The organism is Pseudomonas sp. SL4(2022) (assembly GCF_026625725.1).
GTDB lineage: Bacteria > Pseudomonadota > Gammaproteobacteria > Pseudomonadales > Pseudomonadaceae > Aquipseudomonas.
Window position 1 is genome coordinate 633,330 of record NZ_CP113060.1, and the last position, 18,379, is coordinate 651,708.

Sequence of the window (18,379 nt, forward strand, 5' to 3'; positions counted from 1 at the left end):
GGCCGGGCACATGTGCCCGGCCCGCTTCAGAAAGCCTGACCCAACAGGCTCAGCGCCACCTGACGCACCTGAGCCAGATCAATCGGTTTGGCCAGGCAGGCCTGCGCGCCGCGGCGACGTGCCTCGTTGAACAGATTTTCATCCGCGGCAGCGCTGATAATCAGCACCGGCACCGACTGCAGGCGCGGGTTCTGGCGCATGGCATCAAGCACCTGCAAGCCATCGCCATCGGGCAGGTCAAGATCCAGCAACAGCAGGGTCGGCGTACATTGCTCCAGGTCGGCCAGAGCACGCTGCACCGAACCTGCTCCGCGCACCTCGGCAAATTCGCGCAGTGCTTCCTGCACCACCTTCAGGCAGGCTGGGTGGTCTTCCACGCACAGCACCTCGGCCAGCGGTCGGGACTGCTGCCCTGCTGCAGTGCTCTGCTGAGCAGGCTGTAACGCGGGGGCAGCCGCGCCCGGCAGGTCAATCCAGAAGCGACTCCCCGTGCCAACCGTACTGCTAAAGCCCATTTCCCCGGCCATCAGGCTGGCCAGCTCACGGCACAGCACCAGACCAATGCCGGTACCTGGAATGCTGGAATTCTCCCGACCCAGGCGCTGGAATGGCTGAAACAGCCCCGCCTGCTGCTCAATGCTGAGCCCCGCCCCATTGTCTTCGACCCACAGCCGCACACAATCCGAGCGCACTTCGTAGCCCAGCCGAATCAGCCCCTGCGGGCTGTTGTACTTGATCGCGTTGGACAACAGGTTAAGCAGCACCTGGCGCACCCGCCGCGGGTCCGCCTGCACATACAGCCCTGCATCCGACTCGGCCAGTACCTGCAACTGCAGTTGCCGCTGCTGCACATCCGGCAGTACCAGCTCGGCGCAACCATGCAACAGCGCACCCACTTCAACCGGTTGCAGCTTGAGCTGCTGGCGACGGCTCTCGATGCTCGACAGGTCAAGAATGTCATCCACCAGAGCAGTCAGGTGCCGGCTGGCATTAACGATCTCACGGGCGTAGTCGGCCTCCTGCTTGGCATCGGGCTTTTCCTGAACCTCCAGTTCGATCAACTGACCAAAGCCGTAAATCGCATTGAGCGGCGTGCGCAGTTCATGGCTCATGCTCGACAGAAAACGGCTCTTGGCCTGACTGGCAGCCTGGGCCTCCAGGCTGGTGCGACGCAGGTCTTCCTGCACCTGCTTGAGGCGGGTGATATCGACATGGGTGCCGGCCGCGCGCAAGGCGCGCCCATCAGCGTCACGCTCCAGGACTTTGCCGCGACTGAGCAGCCAAACATAATCGCCCTGCGCATCGGCGTAGCGATACTCGGCCTCGAAACGATCCTCACTACTGCTGGCAAACAGCTGACGCAGGTGGCGGATACGCTCCAGATCATTGGGATGCACACGCTGGTTAAACTCGCTGAAGGCCATGCGCGCCTGTGTCAGCCCGAAGCGTTTGAGAAAACGCTCGCTGAGGCTGATGCTCATGGTTTGCGCGTCAACCTCCCAAAGGCTTTCGGTGGTGCTTTCCAGCACCAGTTGGAGAATCCGCTGCGCCTCGACCCGCTGCGTTTCACTGGCCTGCAATTGCTCACCGGTCTGCTGCACGGCCTTGGCCATACTCACCAACTCATCGATCTGGCTACTCTGCGCCGCAGGTTGGTAATTGCCCTGCCCCAGCTCGCGCATCATGCCAATAACCCCATCAATCGGCTGCACCAATTGCTCACTCAGCCGCCGCGAACGCAACCACATCAGCGCAAAGAACAGCAGATAGAACAACACCAGACCGAGAATCAGCAGATAACCGATGTACAGGTAGCGCTCAGCCAGGCGGTTGGTCTCACTGAAGATATTGGCTTCATCCACCACCAGCAGCAGCTGCCAGCCGGTCTGCGGAATCTCGCTCCAGGCAATCAACTGCTTGCGCCCACCGAGCATGACCTCCTGCACATTGCCCTGTCCTGCGGTCATGGCCTGCAGCAGCGGCTGCATCTCGGCACGCTTGCCCAGATTGAAGTCCTCAGGCTTGAGTACCTCGCGGCGCACGGCCTCGGCATAGGAGTATTCAGTCAGCTCGCGCAGGCCGAAATCCTCTTCACCCGCTTGCGGCAAAGCCATGATGTTATGGTCGCGGCTGACCAGCATGGCGTAACCCTTCCACGGCACATCCAGCTCACCGATCTCGCCGAGCATCTGCCCCACGGTGATATCCAGTCCCACCACCCCTTCCAGAAAATCACCGCGATAAACCGGTGCCACGGCCGACATCATCCAGCCCATGCCTGCTGGATCGAGGTAGACGTCAGTCCAGGCCACCTTGCGCTCCGGGTTGTGCTTGGCGTCAGCCAGGTAATAGAAGTTGTAATCGGGTATCACCATGTCATGGGGATATTGCTCGTGCGTCATGAAAAAAGGGTAGATGCGGTTATAGCTGTCCCAACTGTTGAAGTAGGCCGCCGCCACCCGTGGGTTGGCCTTCTGAATCGAGCGCATCAGCGGGTCAAGCTGCGACAGCCGCATTGCCTTGCCATGATCCTGCTGCGCCACGGGCGTGCTGTTGGCATAAAAGGACGCCGCACGACCATCGTCGCTGCGGGTGTAATACACCCCATTGTCCGTTAGGGCATGACGCTGGCGCTCCAGCTCATCGGGCTGAAAGCGTTGATCAAGCAAGGCATTCAGTGCTGCATCCCGAAAAATCTGCACCTGCGCCTCAACCGAACGCAGACGCCCATCAATCACCTGACCTTCACGCTGAACCGCCGCTGCCAAGTCCTTAAGGGCGCTCTCCTGCAGATGCTCGATCTGCGCATCGCGAATCGCGGCATTGCTCAGCAAATACACCGTGATCAACACTGACTCGACAAGAATCAACGGGATCAGGGCGCTCTGCACAAAAGCGCGCCAGATCCACTGGCGCAAGGGATAACGCGGTACACGCGACATACGGCAATCTCATCCAGAACAGTCGGTTATGCAGACAACCATCATAGCCGGCTACGCCCTGACGCGTCCGCAGACAAATGCCGGGTCGACGCTGTGGAACCTTTGGCGTAAACTCGCGTCCCAGTAGCAGAGCAAAAGTTTCGGGGCCGATTAGGATTCGACGCCGGTAGCGAAGCTCGAGGTGCATGCCGACTTGGTAACAGAAGTCGTAAATCCACTGTTGCAACTTTCTATAGTTGCCAATGACGAAAACTACGAGGGCTACGCTCTCGCTGCGTAAGCGGCGCGACTAGTCCTTCTGGTAGCTTCGGCTCCAGCGATCACTAGGGGATGCCTGTAAACCTGAAGTGATTGTCATGCAGAACAGGATCGCCGCGTAGTACGTTGTGGACGAAGTGGCTAAAACTTACACAACTCGTCCAAAGCACCCTGCCCGTCGGGCGGCTGCGGATTAACTCAATAGACACGGCTAAGCATGTAGTACCGACAGTGGAGAACTGGCGGACGGGGGTTCAAATCCCCCCGGCTCCACCAATCCAAGCCTGGAACCCGTCTAGAACGAGGGTTTCAGGCGGTTAGGACAGAGGTAGATATCGCGCAGTCCAACTGCAAACCCTAAGGGCGATATCTACCATGTCCAAACCGTTCAAGCGCAACCACCCGCTTCACCTCTGCCGTTCTGGCAATAGCTTCCAATACAACCGCATCTTTCCTGAGGGTTTCCCCTCGGCTCCCGGCATTCCGAAACAAATTCGCTGGTCACTCGGACTGGACTTCGGCATAGCCGCACGCTGCGCAGAACTCTTGAATCGCAGCTTCGATCTGCTGGTCAATCAGGCACTCGAACAACGCTGGCACACCCAACGTGTTGCCACCGCCATTGAGCGAATCCGTGCAGAGTTCAAGGAAACCTTACAGCACATCCAGCTCCCCCTGGGCGAACTCCCTAGCCCCCAGATGCTGGCCTGCGCGGACTTGGCACAGGGCTATGAACGACTAAATCAGGCCTGTCGAATCGCCAACCCCATGGCACTCGATACAGATGGTTTGTATCGCCTAACGCTCACTCCCAGTACAGAACTGCGCAGCCGCTTGCTAGTGGATTTCCATCGCTTCGACTGGTGTTTGGATACGTCAGAATTTGAGGTCGCGTGCTGGAAGGCGGCGTACATCTTCCAGGGAATAGTCGAGTTGGAGCGTTTGGAAATTCGAGGACACCTGACTGAGATAAGACGGTTTCAAGTCATGGTTCATGCCTTGTACGACTACCTGGCGTACGTACGGAAAGATCATGGCGTAGGGCTCCACCATATTCCGATAGGTTTGCCGCAATCGGTAAGCGAGCTGCTGAGCAAACCATCGCACCAGGAAAACAGCGACTGCAAGCACCTCGAATGTCTGTTCCTGTCCCAGGATAAGGACGGCTACTTTGTGCTCGAAATTGATCTCGCACCGCTGTCGATTCCTGGCCCGACCCTGCACCTGAACCTACGCACGACCTCCATCATCAAGGCGACGCTCGCCTTCATCATGGTGATGAAGGAAGTCGGCGACTGCCTCGATGAACTGAAACTCACGAACACCATCAGCGGTGATGCGGTTGCATCTGCGATGGCCGAGATCACAGAGCTGTTTTGCCGATACCTCGATCTCAATCAGGGTGACCATCCCTTGCTGCCTTCCCCTCACATGAACCCAGCAGGCGATCCAGAAACGGCTGACCCAAAGATCGTGGCAGCAATCACGGCCATGGCCAATCTACTGCCGGCGTCGCAGCAGAATAGCCTGCAGCACCTTCTGAACGCACCTCCTCCGGTTTATCCAGGCAACGAGCTACCGAGCCGAGCGCTGCGCTTCGGTCAATTGGTGGACGAGTTCAGCCAGCAACAGGAAATAGAGCAGACGTGGTCGCATCCAAGAACGCGGCAGTTGAACCTATCTAGACTGGGGGCACTCGTCGAGATCGTTGGTGCCGACCGCGTAGCATCAACACTCACACGGGCTGAGACCATCAAAATCCGGGATCAGATACGTCTGTATCCTCGCAACCGCAACAAGCTGTTTGGCTGCAAAAATGCCCCACTTCATCAAGTGATCGGCAAAGGTACTTACACGCCCATTCACCCGCGAACGGGCAAGCAATACTTCGAGCTCTTACAGCGCGTACTTCGATATGGACTGGACTTCGAGCTGATCCCTAGTGATCCCAGCTCAGGCCTCACTTTTAACACCAAAGGTGCAGCGCCGGCTCGGCGCCGTACCTGGGGCCGAGACCAACTAGAAAGGGCCCTGCGCGGGCCGGTTTACACACTTAAAGAGCCGGCTCGCTGGAGGATGGGTGACTTCAAGTTCTGGCTCCCGCTGCTCGGTGCCTACCAGGGAGCTCGACTGAATGAGTTATGCCAACTTACGGTTGGGGATATCCGTAAAGAACATGACATCTGGTACATGAGCCTTAACGATGACGGCGACGATGAAAGCGGGATGGCTCAGAAGCGACTGAAGAACATGCAGAGTCGCAGAAACGTGCCGCTCCATCGCGCGGTACTTGAAGCCGGCTTTTTAACCTTTGTCGAACACCGCAAGGCCATTCCGGGCAGCACGTCAGCATCGCAACTCTTCGGCGGACTGACATCACATGGCACAAGCCACTCAAGCCATACCGCGAGTAAGTGGTTCCTTGGGAACGGTACAAGCAGCGGTGGGTATCTGCAGCAATGCGGTCTAGGCCAGGAAAGACTGACCTTCCATGGACTGCGGCACACGTTCATCAACCAGGCCAGACAGCAAAATTTAGACGTCCTAGTTGTCAAAGCGCTGGTAGGCCATACCGATGACAGTGTGACAAGCCAGTATGGCGATGCATATTCATTGCAAGTGCTGAACTCAGTGCTACAGAAACTGGATTACAACATCGACACGTCGCATATCCACTATCTCAACTACTTAAACCTAGCGTCAAAAAAGCATTCACCAACAATTTAATGACCATTAATGGTAAACAATAAAAAATCGCCAACCAATAGAAAAAATAATAACCGTCGAATACTCCTGTAATTACAGGAGTATTCGACGGTGAGGATAATTTTCTAAGATTTGGTATCTTGCCAAAATTGAATTGGACAAATAGATTTGCTCCGAAGCCGCTTACTTCAAGCAGCGATACAGGGTAGTCCCATGCAAATCCAGAGCACACAAGCTGAACAGAACTTAGCAAGATTTCTACTCAAGGATGGCACTGCCATCGAGTGCGACATCTCAAATGTCGGAAAGATCACCAACATTATTGCCTCGCTCGGTGGTGTGCAATGCAACAACTTCTTTCATTCCGAAGCTAACAGTGAAGCTTACGATGTATACACCTGCACGCTAACCGAGCACATTAACAACATCATTCGCGGCATACGCGCTTCGAAAGACGGTACAAACAGAAGCAAAGCATTAAGTATAAGTCGCCTGGAAAAGATAGGTGCTTTTCTGATTCGCAAAAGAAAAAGAGACAAGTCTGATAGGCATGACCGCCTCGCCTCTTCTCTCAGCATGAGCGATGCTGATGACATCGAGGTTTATCTTGAAAAATTCCTAGAAGAGCAAACGGGAAAAACATATAAGTCTCTAACCATGACCATGTACTTTCAGCTTTTCAATAGAATTGCTCGCATGGCAGCCGAGCGAGATTTAGTGAGGCGAGCGCCAAAAATCAAATACAAGCATCACTCTCCAGAAGACCCTGAGACTCCAGTTCTGCATAAGGAAGATCTGCAAGAATTGCTAAACGGATGGATTTACAAGGATTACAATCTTGAAAGCACTAAGATAAATCCAAATGCCGACTCCTGGAAATTTTGGCTCATACCGTTGGGCATGTTCACCGGCGCTCGACTGAATGAGCTTTGCCAATTGAATGCACGAGATATATCGAAAGATTCTAAGGGCATCTGGATACTCGAAATCACTGACAAATTACATACTCAAAATTGTAAGACGACAAACTCTAAACGAAGAATCCCTCTGCATCCCACGCTAATAGAGATGGGATTCCTAGACTTCTGGGCCGAGCAGAAAGAACGTTTCGGCGCTAGAACCCAGCTATTTACAGAGCTGACATATTCGAAAAACTATCATTACTCACGCCAGCCCAGCAGATTCTTTAGCGGTAAGAATATTGGGGATGGCTACATGGGCAAACTGATGATACCCCAGGATCGCCAGACACCAAGCTTTCGCTCATTACGCCGTACTTTTGCTGAAACGCTAGCAATCGAAGACACACCAATTTCTTGCATAGCGACGTTACTCGGTCACCAAGATGACAAAACAGACACCACCCTTAAACACTATGTGAAGAGGATCTCCAGCCAGCGAAAGCTTTCGATCTTGGTGGAAAATCTAATATATGACATCGACTTTTCACACATTCACTGGCGGAATTACAAGCCTTTGCTAGAAAGCCAGCGGAACCGCGCTTTACGAGGCCGCCGGGCGTAATAACGAGCATCTGAATAACCAAGATGGTTTCAGTCTCTATCTCCTCTTTGTGAGGATCGCATGATGCGAGCTTCGAACACCTAAAGGCCGGAAATTTTCCCGGCCTTTTTATTTAATCGGCAAACACTTGCAATAACCAATCCTGTAAGTATTATTCACACAGGCACGACGCCTGTATAACCTTCTCACTCTCTGCACGACGCACTTACCCGTAGGTAATGCGCACAGTGCCGGCCTCAGATTACAACCATACTCCCCCTAAGCTCCCCACATTTGCTGAGCTTGCCAATTTCGCTCACAGCGAACTGCACGCTCTTGCATATCGAATTGCACAACTCCATCAGCGCCGTATTGCTCAGCTCACTCCAACCGACCTAGCAGGCTACGTGAGAGAGGAGCATCAATATGGTGTGCATTTTCCTGCAAACAATAAATTGAGCCTCAATGGCCTCAGTGAACGCTTACAGGATGTGGCTTTTTGGCGGCGAATCATAAACAAGAACGCAGATGCATCACGCGAACGACAGGAGGTTCTGTCTGGAAAAGTGGGGAGCCTCGGCCAGAAATACTGCTCAGACGCAACACTTCGAATGCTGGAGGAGCGCGAAGAGCTAGCCAATAGAAAATTTTATATGCGTTCTAAAGCGCATCAGTCTGTGCCAGCCATGAGTCTCAACGAGATAAAGCACTCAAGAAACAATAAAAAATACTTATTGGCACTCGCTCTTTTAGAAATATCAAAGTTAAAAGCATTCAAAGCGTTCTTCCTAACAATTACATGCCCTGAAAGACCCAGCACAGTTAAAGCTCACAGCGAAATAGCTACTTCTGAAGGCGCTTATGACGGCGCGTACAGATTCCTCGAAGAATTCTGGAAATCTCTCAATTCGTATCTGCGAGGCAAATTCAAACTACAAGTTGATTACTTCGGATTTCGCGCTACAGAAGTCCACACAGATGGATGCCCTCACTACCACATAATTCTATTTTGCAAGCCGGAAATGGAACCATTTTTGCGAAAAAAAATTGCCAAATTATTCAATACTGATCCACTGCGGCCTTCAGAATATTTTAGTAGTTTTGAGCAGGAAATAATCAAAGAATTCGACACTGACAACTACAATGAGAGAGCGCTTCTTAACTACGCACTAAAGCTATTCTTTGACGACAACCAGTCGGAACCAGAAATACAACAAGAACGTAACGAAAGAAGAAGACGTTCAAAATACGCAATTAAGTCATCGCGTAAACGATGCGTCCAGCCTTTTGGCGTGGAAGGAATCCAGCTGAAAATGGATATGGCCAAAAAATCAACACGAGATAACGCAGCGGATGAGGAACTGAAAAATATCGGACGCAAGCTCATCGTTGATCGCCATAACCCACAGCATAATGAGATTCGCTTAGCTGCGGTGGTTAGGTTTATCCAAGACGATGCGCCGCGTATTGAGTTTACGTGGTCAAGTAGGGAAAACAAATATGGGGAAGCCACTAGGAAGGTCACGGGCATTCGTTTGTTACCCGTGAACCTTACATCCAGCTTACCCAGTGCCACTCAATTTCCTGCAAATACGTTAACAACCGGGACAAATAGAGTGTGGCAAAAAAACTCATCGTCCCGTAAGGCTACTCGTACGGATAGACATAAACCAAGAAACATGCGAGTTACGCATAATACTTCTAGATATAGAGGGACTTACATCTCTAGAAGAAAACTCTCGTCGCAATCAGTCTTTTCACTGATTCACCGACGGTTTCGCATTCGATCATGGAGCTCACCAGTAACTCAGCCGCACTCACGGGCCCCACCATTGCTGAAAACCCGACTATCGCTGGCGGGCTAAATAGCGCTACTCCTCGACGACTCAATTTTAATAAATCTGGAGTAGGGTTCAGTCATAGCCGCTGATCAAAATGGCATCTGAGCGGCGTTACTCCTGGCCACCTCAATGCCTAGTTGATCATGTCGTGAGTTCGCAAGCTTTGAGTGTGGATCCGCATTCCACTTCTGCGAATTCACTCTTGTATGATGCGAATCCGCTCTCAATAAGTGTGAATCCAATGCATATCACTCTCCGGCATTGCGAATTCACTCTCTGACATAGTGAATTCGCATTCACACCCAGCAAACTATTAGTTATACATCGATCTTATTTTATAAAATCTCGCCCCGCACTATTGTTTTGCTTGAAGCTCATCATTAATCATATGCATATAGCGCTAAATAATAGCCAGTTGTGTCTATGGCAGACAATTAGCTACTCACAGCCCTTCGGGTGTTGCGTCAATAATAAAATTAATAGTTGGGTGCTTATGAATAACAACAAGAACAAAGCAAACAGAATAACAATCAGGTTAAGTAACGATGAATTCCAGACGTTGAGCGCAAAGCTCGATCTCTCCGGGTACAGAAAGGTCAGTGCCTTTGTCCGTGACTACCTGATTACCTGCGAGCCGAAGGTCAAACAGGTAGTGAGGATGGATGTAATCGAAGTACAAAGGGAGCTGATGAACCTAGCCTCGATGATCAACGCCGCCAAGAGCCGCGACGAGCTAATGGATCAAGTTAAGAAAGTCTCGAGCGTAAGCCTGGGAGGTGCCAGATGATTGGCAAGATCTTCCCCAAGAGCTCAGGAAGCTTTAAAAATCGGCTGCGTTACATCTTTGGCTGCAGTAAGCACGACCATGAAATCAGCCTCATCAAAACCATGGACAGCAACTGTATGTCCCGTGACCCACTACCAGGCATCCTTTCAGGTAGTGAGGACGCGTTGAAGGCGCTGATCCAAGAGTTCGATCAAATCGAGGCGTTCAGAAAACTATCACTCGACTCCGACAAGCCCATCAAGCCTGTTTACCACGCAATTCTCTCACTACGTCCCGGCGAAACCCTTGCGGACGAGCAATGGCAGATTGCGATCCGGAAGTATCTGGCTGACCTGGGGTTTGGTGAGACCACGAAGTACGTGGCTGTCATGCACCGCGACAAGGATCACGAACACGTCCATATAGTTGCTAACAGGATCAGATTCGAAGAAAGCTTACCGATGGTAAAGGACAGCAACGAACGCTTAGTCAGCCTCAACAGCGTCAGCGAGATTGAAGACATGCTGGGCTTGGTAAAAGCACCTCAACCATCGAAGACCTGGGGCACGAACATCACCCATGCTGAGCTACAGGCTTCAATCAGGGCCGATGAGATGCCGCTCAAGTATCGGTTGATTGCGAAGATTGCAGGGGCAATCGAAGCAACTCGCGATACTGATGGCGACATGTTCGATTTCGTGAGGTTACTCAGGAGGCAACAGGTATACCTGCACCTCACTCTAAGCGACAAAGGACAGCCCCAAGGAGTGGCTTACGAGCTCAACGGAAAGGTCATCAGCGGCAGGAAGTTAAAAAGATCACGATTGACTTGGCAAAAACTAATAAAACAAGAAGGTATTCATTATGACCCAGAAACTATTTCTGACCTTCAGATTGAAATTGCAAGAAGAGATCAGGAAGAGCGCAATCGATTCCTCCGCGTTTACTACTATGAATTCATCCGTAAGAACCAAAAGCTCTACATCAGGTTTACGGCAGAGCAAATCAAAGTCATCCGGATGATCGAGGAGATACTAAAGTTGTTGAGCGTTATTTTCGGTGGAGAATTTACCGCTAGACGCTGTGAACCGGTGAGATTTTTTATTGACTACGACATAAGTAAATCACTGGACTTCCAGCGACAAACAGAGCTAACGTTGTGAACAATTCGAGGGAACAAAATCCTCCCGTTAAATGGAAAATAACAATGAATAACCAGCACTTTCAAGAAGCCAGTTTTATTCCTATTTTCAACGGTGTGAGAGTGGATGGTGATGCTTTCTTCGTTGACGATAATAACCGTGACCTGGAAAAGCGGCTTAGCACCACCATAAGCGAGGCGTACTTTCATCAAGGTAAGTTATGGGTCATGTCGGATTTTCTTGGCCCTTTTATTATCGGCACCCTCTACGACGACAACCCTTCCACGCATCTGAAGGGGCTTTCGCACGTGCTGGCCGCCGCCTTCATAGACGAGCGATATTCATGCGAGTGAACTGGATGGTGCCTGTACGCGGACTGGCTCAACTGGCTGTAAGAATGGCAAGGCTGGTATGGATGCCAATCGAGATCGCAATAGCAATACCCCTTGTCCCCCTGATGTACCTGCTGGTGCTAATAGCTACAGGCTTCGAAGTCACATGCCGAAAAGTGAGGAGACTGTTTGTGGTTGCCGATCTTGCGTTGACCGACACGATGTTCGATGAGTTTGGTCATGTTTGGGCTAACGTCGAGGGCGAGGACAGCTTTGTCATTAACAAGTACACCAGCCTACGACTTGTCGATGAAGGCCTTGTCATCGAACTGGTGCATGATAAGAGCCGATATCTTGCCCCACATGTCGAGCATGACCACGCTCCTAAAGCTCTAGCTAAAGTTCTTGCAGATATTATTCTTATGCAAGATATCGCCAATATCAAACCAGTGAAATATTAGCTCTAAATGCAAATAAGCCAGCGTTGCTCGAATACGACTAAGCTAGCCGCTGCGCGAACTATCAACATTTAAGCAATCTAACAACCCCCTTCGTGCAATTAACTAATACAACTTACATATTTATCTGCATTCAATATACTTGAGCCATACAAGTAAGGAATGCATATATGAGCAAATTGCTTGCAGTTATCTTTGTAACAATAGCGCTTTTGCTTTCGAGCGTAACTGCAATTTCGGTCGCTCTAGCAATTTACGATCTTATTGAAGACCCTCGACTTGCCCTACTCTTTGCATCCGCCGCCGTTCTGTTAGATATCTTCAAATATCTCGCATGGCCTGTAGCAGTTCGAGTGTTAACTGGCCCTCGCTCTCTCCTGATGATGTGCTGTGCAGTGATGCTTTCGGCAGTCAGCGCCTGGGCCACATATGACCGTCTGCTTTCCTCAATCAGTAATAGTCGCGTGACGCACGATGTTCTGAACAAAGACCGTGCAGCCGTACTAAACCAGCAGGCTCTAAAAAACTCATCATTGATAGAGTCGCTAGATATCCAACTCGAAGAAGCCTCATCGCAGGCAAACCTTCTCCGCTCACGTGGAATGGTGTCTAAGGCCCTGGAGCTCGAGGAATCAGTAGCAGCTCGTGTAGCCCAGCAACGTACTGAAGCCCTAGATGCAATCAACACAGCATCCTTGGAGCTCACCCGCATTAAGTCGACGCAGGTAAAGGCTGCAGGCGTCACCCCAGCGCTCATCCAAATCTTGTGCCTGAGCTTTGCGCTCTGCCTTGAGATCGTGCCAGCCCTAGCCCTGTCCAGCGTCCGCTGCAACAGGGTTGTCGATAACCAAGAAGTCAAAACAACTATAAAAACCGCGACAACCACAATTACTGAAGAAATCGCTGAAACCCCAATTGAGGGCAACTCAGAAATCTTGAAGAACCTTGTTGAAACCGCGAAATCGATAACACCTGGAACGCCCATAAAGCTCAAGGAATTCGCAAAGAAAAGCCGCATCGGAAATCTTCGCGCCGGACGAATTTTTCGTGAAGCTGAAAAACTAGGTCATGTAAGAAAAACTTCAATTGGTTACGTTTCCGTGTGAGTAGAAACTCTTGCAATTAAATTTTCTCGCAATAAGAATTAAGGCCATAGCTAAGGAACGAAAATGATAAAGTTCAAAACCACTGCCGCTATATTTATTATAGGCGTGCTTGCCTCAAAGTTTTTTGCAGGCGCGTATGAGCCCCCAATATTTAATCGTTTCGCGGGAGAAATAAGAGAGGTTAGTAACTTCGTAGGGCCGAAAGCCGGAATTGGAATCCAATTCGAGATTTTTAACCAATTCTACGCGGGAAATGAAATCAGATTTATTGAGTTCGATTTTCTAGGCAACCCGGAATCGCTTAAAAAATTTGGCGCCCCGGAAAGTAGAGTTTCTTGCAGTATAGATAAAATATATCTGATGAAGGGATTTGGCAAATCAATGTATTTTGACTTATCCGGTGATCATTACATGTGCACAGGATTGAAAATAAATGCACAGGATGGTGATGGTCGTATCGCAGTTCAATTCCAAGGCAATGGAAAGGTCTTGTACACCGAAGCCGGACGAAACAATTCTCGCGGCTTTATCGTCGGACTAATGCAAGGTATAAGATATTCAAACTGGACTCGCAGCGCTGGGGGCGTATGATGAAAAAGCATGCAGAAGCAATATGGACACTTTTCTCGCTTATTATTTTCCCGACTGCGTTTCTCGTCTCCCCACTTATTAGCCACTTGGGATTTAGTCAGACACTCGACTTTACTTATGGTTTTATAAGCGGCCACACATGGGAATTGGTTAGCACTATTATACATATACCCGTAGGTATTGTGGCCTACCTTATGCCGAACGACATTGGTTACTTTGTATCGGCTTTTCTATTTATTTTCATGCAGGCTGGAGTATTCGTTATCTACTTGTTTTTTGCCATAACGATCCCACCAGAGTTCCTTGCTTCACCGCATTCTAAACAACCAGTACAGTCTGAATAGCAAAGGGCCAAAGGGGCTCTTACAAATCAAATGAAGCCTTGTAAGAATGAAGATATCAGAAATGACTACGACGGATCGCGATGACTACATCTGTCGTCAAAGCGCGGCAGTTCTCCGCGCGGCAGGCTACAAAATGCCCGAGCGTGCGGCTCTTGACTATCTTTTCGAGATCGACGAAGTCCCGAGCTACCGTTTTGACGTGTTGCAATGCGTGTTCAATTGCGTCTCGTACACGCTCGAACACAAGCGCAACGACACAGCAATCAAGGAAGCTTTCGAGAACATGCTTATCGAATGTGATGCAATGAATGTAGATCGTCTGACTGATGAACTGTTCAAGATTGCCGAGGATTCAAACCAGAATTTACTCACCCCTATAATCGGGAGCGATCATGTCTGATCAAGATGATTTAGACGATAAAGTCTATTACTTGGAGTCGACTCCCTACCAGAGCCCTATAGACATTAGGCAGATAGATATCGACACGAATCTAAACAACCTTGTTATATTTGGCAAGAGAATAGAATTCAACCCCAATAACGAATTTCACCATATCGTTAGTGAAGTCGGTTACCACCTATATCTACGAGTGATAGAAATTGCTACGGCTGAGCAAGCCGACAATATCTCAAGATGCCTTCCGGTTGCACAGGTTGCATTGAACGTTAAGAACCGCGCGCTAGAGCTATTTGCTGACAATAACTTTATGAACGGGTTGAAGCTTGAAGACGAACTTGGACTATGAAAGCGAACGTATATTCTGAAGCCATTCAGGTTCTTGGGATTTGGAAGCTGTGTGAATTTGATTGCCTCATCGGACTCCACGGTATCGATCTATTTCATTTCGCGCTGCGGCTCTGCATTCAAGAAATCGCTCCGAACCCATTGGACTCCTTCACACGGGACGACCTGGTGAAACGGCTTTATCACTACTACCTAGACGTTCAAACCCTGCACGGTTTAAGGCTAGAGCACGAGCTTGGCCTCTGATTCCTTCTTCCCGGGCTTCTGGTAGTCATTTCAGATACCCGGTAGTGCACGCCAAGAAACTTTAAGATTGGAACCGCAGCAGCTCCGGTTACTTATCCAATGCCGCACTATCTATATAGGCCAGCACTTTCTTTCGAAGTTTAAGGTCTAGCTTATGAAACTTTACTAGCAGCTCCGCCTCTTCATCTTCTTTTGCGTAAAAAAAAGCTGAGGGGAATCCGAGCTCATCGGCCAGCCGCTCTATGAGCTCTAGATCAGGTACCCGCTTCGCCAGCTCGTATCGGTTCATTCTCGCGCTGGCGGAAGCAGGGTCGATTCCGATCCTTATCCCAAGGAGCTCTTGCGAGAGCCCTGACTGAACACGCGCCTGCTTGATTCTCTTAGATAAGGTAGACATTTCGATTTTCAGATACTTGAAAGTCGAAATCGTCCCGGTTTATGCTTCTTCAAATACTACCAATTTGGTAGTATTTGAGAGATCGTAGGGGGAGCGCTTCGTAAAGACATGCAACAGTTGGCTCTCGCAACAGAAATCACCTTTGGCATTCCGTTTTTCCGTGAAAGTAAGGAAGCCGTTCTTCCACTTTCCGAAAATCAGAGCCAATTAGTTTTGTGCCCCCTGCAGAGAAGGTAGCTGGACGACCGGTAAATAAAAAGGAAAGCATCAATGAAGCAAATTCTACTTGCAGCAGCCATTTTAGGAATCGGTGGCTGCTCTGCTATTGGTATTGCGCCAGAAGCTTCGATGCAAGGCACCTGGGTAGGGAATATTGGCTGCGAGTCCAACGGCATGGAAAGCCAGGACATTACCTTCCGCTTTCGTAACGGCAAGTACAGTGGCTCGTTCTACGGAACAGCCGAGAACAACATCATAGAAGGCGGTAGACGCGGTTGGATGCGCTATATCGTTGAGGGCTCATCTTTCCTCGGCCAAGTAACGGTAAAACCCAAGCAAATTCTAGAACGTCAGGGGAATTACTACGCAATGAATTTTGTTGCGACAAAAGTTGGGGAAAACAAGATGCTTACCAAATTCTGTGGCAGAGAAATTATGTTCACACGCATATCTGCTGCAGATCCTGTGAAGAAAGCGCAGAACTAATATCTTGCTGCTCCAAGCGCAGATGTAGAACTCCCGCTCTATTATATTTAACCTAATAGGTTAAACCGCCGTGATAGCTATCCGCTACGGCGGCCAACCAACATGGATTAGTCATATGTCAAAGAAAAAAGTTTATTTCGATGCAGTAGCCACTTTCTTGACTGATAGCTATAAAGAAAATCCCACTGACACGAAAGTTACGTGCAGCATAATAATTGACAAGCTCCACTTTGATGATGTCATTTTAAATCATGATGCTTATGAATACTTGAAAATCACAGAAGCAAAATCCAAGAACAGATTTTGGTTTCTGAAAAGCGGTAAAAAAATAATTCTTACTGGACTTCAGACCGAAAATGGCGAAATCAACGCACCCGAAAAAAATCATCAGACTGGTTTTATCTAATATTTGTTACCGCATTACTTACAATAATTCCAGGCGCAGCATTATCTATTGCTGCACTTGCGCTCTTGGGCACCCAAGAGTTCTACGGAATATTTGTGGCAACCTATGCCGCAATTTTCTATCTACTTAATCGCCGCATTAATAAATCACTCGATCTGGATACGTATACAGAAGGTAAACCTACTGACATCGGAAGACAGGTGTTTGGTTCATGATCTCAACAGCTGTTGATGTTATTTCACTCTTACGCGCAAGGGCGCAGTAATCCGCCTAGCTCGACCGTTTGGTGAATTCTGCCGCTTTGGAAACGAGTATCGTCCGTTCGTTTTCAGAGGCTTAATTTTGCTTTCATATGTGAAAGCCCGAAGTAAGTATTTCTACCCAAAGCTAAGTATTAAGGATCCGATGATGTACATAAAAACCGCGCTTCTTCTTTCCTCCGCCCTGTCTATCATGCTCGTCGCCGGATGTGGTGGCAGTGATGAAACCGAAAAGTCGGCAGTCAAGAAGCCTGAAGCGCAGATGACCGAAGCCGAGAAGAAGGCCGAGAAAGAGCGTCGCGTCTTCAACCCTACCGATGAAGAGCGTGCAGCCGACGCCGCTGCTCGTGAAGCCGCAGCCAAGGCCAAGCTCCCAGCCGTCAGCCAACTTCCTGAGCCTGGCCCTGCACCTGATTTCAGTGCATACAAACCAATCGTAATGGGCACCCAGTTGGTCTTCCTGCACAACGCTTTGAAGAACGAGCCTATCGACGCCATGGCCATAGCTCAAACGTACACCTACGGTATTACCCGGTACGATATTGGTGACGCCGACTTGTCCGCAAAGCTGGGTAGCTTTCTTAATACTCGTGACCAGTTCAAAAAAAATGATATCGCCAAAGAAATCGAACCGATGCTGCAGAAGCATGTGGATGAGTACACGCAGGTACGCTATGTAAAAATCCAGATGCCATTGACGTCCGATATGCATAAGTACGATTTCGAAAAGAAGGGATTTAGTTATACGCCGGCTGCCTTCAACGACATATTTACCGGCACCGACAGTCAAGCCAATGAGGCTGTCCGACAAGGCAAGTCTTATGATCGCGGGCACATCGCTTTCGCTGACAACCGAACCTATGTGCTGGCCTTTTCTAACGGTGGCGAATTCAACTTCGTGAAAGTAGAAGATGAGGCTATTGCTCGTGAGCTTGAAGCGCTGATTCAGAAACCTGGAAACAAACTTTCCATTACTGTTTATGGTTATGTTGATAGCCTTCAGGTCGGCGAAAAGAAAAAGAATGACGGGAAAATACTGACCAATATCAAAATTCAGAGAATGGATATTGCTGACGGCCCGACTCCATCTAAAGTTATCGCGTCGGTTATTAACTGACGTCGAGTTCCTCCTGCACAATGCAGGGGGATGTTTAACATTAATAAATCAATGATAAAACTCATAAACCATACTTGGCTCCGTCTATACAGATGAAAAAGGGCCCACGCAGGGCCCTTTATGCAATCAAACAATCTTACTTTTGCAGCCAGCCTTCTACCACATCACCGCCGAACTCTTCCTTCCAGGCCTTGAGGATTTTGTGGTTGCCGCCTTTGGTTTCGACCCGTTCCCCCGATTCTGGGTGAACGTAGATTTTCATGTCTCGAACTTTTCTCTTACCGCCTACAACGGCTGCTGGAGCACGACGGTTGGCGTGAGGGTCAAGAATGTTAATGACATTCACGAGGCTAAAACCGTACTCCGCCATCAGCGCCCGGAGCTTCTCCTCGAAATCGATTTCTTTCTTCAATCCACCATCATTTTTCATTGCCTCCAGCTCTGCAAGCTGGGCGGCAAGTTGCTGTTCGAGCTGGCGAAACTCTGCGAGACGGGACATGTATTTTGCTACCTT

The 18,379-nt window shown here is 49.7% G+C and carries 18 protein-coding genes and 1 other RNA gene; 16 read left to right on the forward strand and 3 right to left on the reverse strand.

What is annotated here, in order from left to right; translation table 11 throughout:
- Positions 1-26: 26 nt before the first annotated feature.
- Entirely contained in the window at positions 27-2,942 is a 2,916-nt protein-coding gene (locus OU997_RS03045) for an ATP-binding protein (RefSeq protein WP_267808893.1), read from the reverse strand.
- Between the two features lie 142 nt (positions 2,943-3,084).
- On the opposite strand from OU997_RS03045, the gene ssrA reads away from it, so the two are divergent.
- The 13 genes from ssrA to OU997_RS03110 all read left to right on the forward strand — a co-directional run bounded on the left by ssrA (position 3,085) and on the right by OU997_RS03110 (position 14,980).
- Positions 3,085-3,476: a transfer-messenger RNA gene (ssrA, locus tag OU997_RS03050) on the forward strand.
- Between the two features lie 99 nt (positions 3,477-3,575).
- On the forward strand, positions 3,576-5,927 hold the full coding sequence (locus tag OU997_RS03055) for a site-specific integrase (RefSeq protein WP_267808894.1): 2,352 nt from the start codon (positions 3,576-3,578) through the stop codon (positions 5,925-5,927).
- Between the two features lie 192 nt (positions 5,928-6,119).
- On the forward strand, positions 6,120-7,430 hold the full coding sequence (locus OU997_RS03060; protein WP_267808896.1) for a tyrosine-type recombinase/integrase: 1,311 nt from the start codon (positions 6,120-6,122) through the stop codon (positions 7,428-7,430).
- Positions 7,431-7,657: 227 nt separating this feature from the next.
- Complete coding sequence (locus tag OU997_RS03065) at positions 7,658-9,274, forward strand: replication endonuclease (RefSeq protein WP_267808898.1); 1,617 nt, start codon at positions 7,658-7,660, stop codon at positions 9,272-9,274.
- Positions 9,275-9,743: 469 nt separating this feature from the next.
- A complete protein-coding gene (locus tag OU997_RS03070; RefSeq protein ID WP_267808900.1) occupies positions 9,744-10,037 on the forward strand; it encodes a plasmid mobilization protein in 294 nt (97 codons plus the stop codon).
- Positions 10,034-11,179 (forward strand): relaxase/mobilization nuclease domain-containing protein, encoded by a 1,146-nt coding sequence (locus OU997_RS03075; protein WP_170050782.1) that lies wholly within the window; start codon positions 10,034-10,036, stop codon positions 11,177-11,179. Before OU997_RS03070 ends, OU997_RS03075 begins: the two co-directional genes overlap by 4 nt.
- A 44-nt stretch (positions 11,180-11,223) precedes the next feature.
- Complete coding sequence (locus OU997_RS03080; protein WP_267808904.1) at positions 11,224-11,511, forward strand: hypothetical protein; 288 nt, start codon at positions 11,224-11,226, stop codon at positions 11,509-11,511.
- Positions 11,502-11,951 carry a hypothetical protein gene (locus OU997_RS03085; protein WP_170050784.1) on the forward strand — a complete coding sequence of 150 codons (450 nt, stop codon included), beginning with the start codon at positions 11,502-11,504 and terminating at the stop codon, positions 11,949-11,951. The genes OU997_RS03080 and OU997_RS03085 overlap by 10 nt, the downstream gene beginning before the upstream one ends.
- Positions 11,952-12,118: 167 nt before the next feature.
- Positions 12,119-13,054 (forward strand): hypothetical protein, encoded by a 936-nt coding sequence (locus OU997_RS03090; RefSeq protein ID WP_267808907.1) that lies wholly within the window; start codon positions 12,119-12,121, stop codon positions 13,052-13,054.
- Between the two features lie 63 nt (positions 13,055-13,117).
- Positions 13,118-13,645, forward strand: coding sequence for a hypothetical protein (locus tag OU997_RS03095; protein WP_267808909.1), 528 nt, complete (start codon positions 13,118-13,120; stop codon positions 13,643-13,645).
- Between the two features lie 405 nt (positions 13,646-14,050).
- Positions 14,051-14,389 carry a hypothetical protein gene (locus OU997_RS03100; RefSeq protein ID WP_267808911.1) on the forward strand — a complete coding sequence of 113 codons (339 nt, stop codon included), beginning with the start codon at positions 14,051-14,053 and terminating at the stop codon, positions 14,387-14,389.
- A complete protein-coding gene (locus OU997_RS03105; RefSeq protein ID WP_267808913.1) occupies positions 14,382-14,735 on the forward strand; it encodes a hypothetical protein in 354 nt (117 codons plus the stop codon). The genes OU997_RS03100 and OU997_RS03105 overlap by 8 nt, the downstream gene beginning before the upstream one ends.
- Positions 14,732-14,980 carry a hypothetical protein gene (locus OU997_RS03110; protein ID WP_267808914.1) on the forward strand — a complete coding sequence of 83 codons (249 nt, stop codon included), beginning with the start codon at positions 14,732-14,734 and terminating at the stop codon, positions 14,978-14,980. The genes OU997_RS03105 and OU997_RS03110 overlap by 4 nt, the downstream gene beginning before the upstream one ends.
- An 88-nt stretch (positions 14,981-15,068) precedes the next feature.
- Here the strand turns inward: OU997_RS03110 and OU997_RS03115 are convergent, their stop codons facing one another.
- Positions 15,069-15,377 (reverse strand): helix-turn-helix domain-containing protein, encoded by a 309-nt coding sequence (locus OU997_RS03115; RefSeq protein WP_267808915.1) that lies wholly within the window; start codon positions 15,375-15,377, stop codon positions 15,069-15,071.
- A 270-nt stretch (positions 15,378-15,647) separates the two neighbouring features.
- Here OU997_RS03115 and OU997_RS03120 point away from each other — a divergent pair, with 270 nt between their 5' ends.
- From OU997_RS03120 to OU997_RS03130, 3 genes are all read left to right on the forward strand, one after another.
- Positions 15,648-16,082, forward strand: coding sequence for a hypothetical protein (locus tag OU997_RS03120; protein ID WP_267808917.1), 435 nt, complete (start codon positions 15,648-15,650; stop codon positions 16,080-16,082).
- 115 nt (positions 16,083-16,197) lie between these two features.
- Positions 16,198-16,488 carry a hypothetical protein gene (locus tag OU997_RS03125; protein ID WP_267808919.1) on the forward strand — a complete coding sequence of 97 codons (291 nt, stop codon included), beginning with the start codon at positions 16,198-16,200 and terminating at the stop codon, positions 16,486-16,488.
- Positions 16,489-16,896: 408 nt separating this feature from the next.
- Positions 16,897-17,865: a hypothetical protein gene (locus OU997_RS03130; RefSeq protein ID WP_267808920.1), complete on the forward strand. Its 969-nt coding sequence runs from the start codon at positions 16,897-16,899 to the stop codon at positions 17,863-17,865.
- A gap of 136 nt (positions 17,866-18,001) precedes the next feature.
- On the opposite strand, the gene OU997_RS03135 is transcribed toward OU997_RS03130, so the two are convergent.
- Positions 18,002-18,364 (reverse strand): histone-like nucleoid-structuring protein, MvaT/MvaU family, encoded by a 363-nt coding sequence (locus OU997_RS03135; protein WP_267808922.1) that lies wholly within the window; start codon positions 18,362-18,364, stop codon positions 18,002-18,004.
- Positions 18,365-18,379: the final 15 nt, after the last annotated feature.